General features: G+C 70.3%; 1 pseudogene. It reads left to right on the top strand.

Going from position 1 to position 1,082, the window contains the following annotated elements:
* Positions 1-996: pseudogene (locus ACFWA9_RS39205) on the top strand (hypothetical protein); the annotation flags it as partial.
* Between the last annotated feature and the right edge of the window lie 86 nt (positions 997-1,082).

The raw sequence follows: 1,082 nt of genomic DNA on the forward strand, positions 1-1,082 counted from the left end.
ACCGGCGCCCCCGCCGTCCGCGAGGTCAACGGCAAGACCGAACTCGCCGCCATCGCCTCCCGCTCCTGGCAGGGCGGCTGCTTCGGCAGCACCGAAACCCGCACCGGCACCACCAACACCCGCGTCGACGACCTCGGCGCCTGGGTGAAGAGCGTGAAGGCGTCGCGCCCGGCCAGCAGGCTGTTCGCCGTCGGCGGCGACAACCAGATCTGGACCAATGAGGGCTCCTACAACGCGAACGTGTGGGGGACCTTCGACGCGGTGCCCGACAGCGGCAACACCCTCCAGGTCAGCTCGGTCGCCATCGGCAACACCGTGCGCCTGTTCACCGTCGGGAGCGACCAGCGGATCTGGACCGCCACCGGCGACTACACCGCCGGCACCTGGAGCGGCTTCTCCGCCCTGCCCAGCAGCGGTATCCGCCAGGTGACCGCCGTCGCCATCGGCAACACGGTGCACGTGTTCGCCATCGGTGGCGACCAGCGGATCTGGACCACCGACAGCACCAACGGCGGCGCCTGGAGCACCTTCGAGGCGCTGCCCAGCAGCGGTATCCAGAACATCACCGCCACCGCCGTCGGCAACACCGTGCGCCTGTTCGCCATCGGTGGCGACCAGCGGATCTGGACCACCACCGGCGACTACACCGCCGGCACCTGGAGCACGTTCGAGGCGATCCCGAGCAGCGCCATCCAGCACATCTCCGCCACCGCCGTCGGCAACACCGTGCGCCTGTTCGCCATCGGTGGCGACCAGCGGATCTGGACCACCGACAGCACCGACAACGGCCCGTGGACCACCTTCGACGCGGTTCCCGACGCCAGCGGTGTCAAGCAGGTCGCCGCCACCACCATCGGTGACACGATCCGCCTGCTCGCCATTGGCAGCGACGACCAGATCTGGACCGCCGACAAGAAGGCCGACGGCTCCTGGACCACCTTCTACGCCGTCCCCAGCAGCGCCATCAAGAGCGTCACCGCCGCACCCGCGGGCTGACCCAGCGACACGCCTCCTGCCGGTGGGGCGGGGGGTGGGGGCCATAACCCCCCCCCCCCCCCAGGCGGCGCCACAAAAGGCGCAGA

The sequence above is a fragment of the Kitasatospora sp. NPDC059973 genome (assembly GCF_042737525.1).
Lineage (GTDB): Bacteria > Actinomycetota > Actinomycetes > Streptomycetales > Streptomycetaceae > Kitasatospora.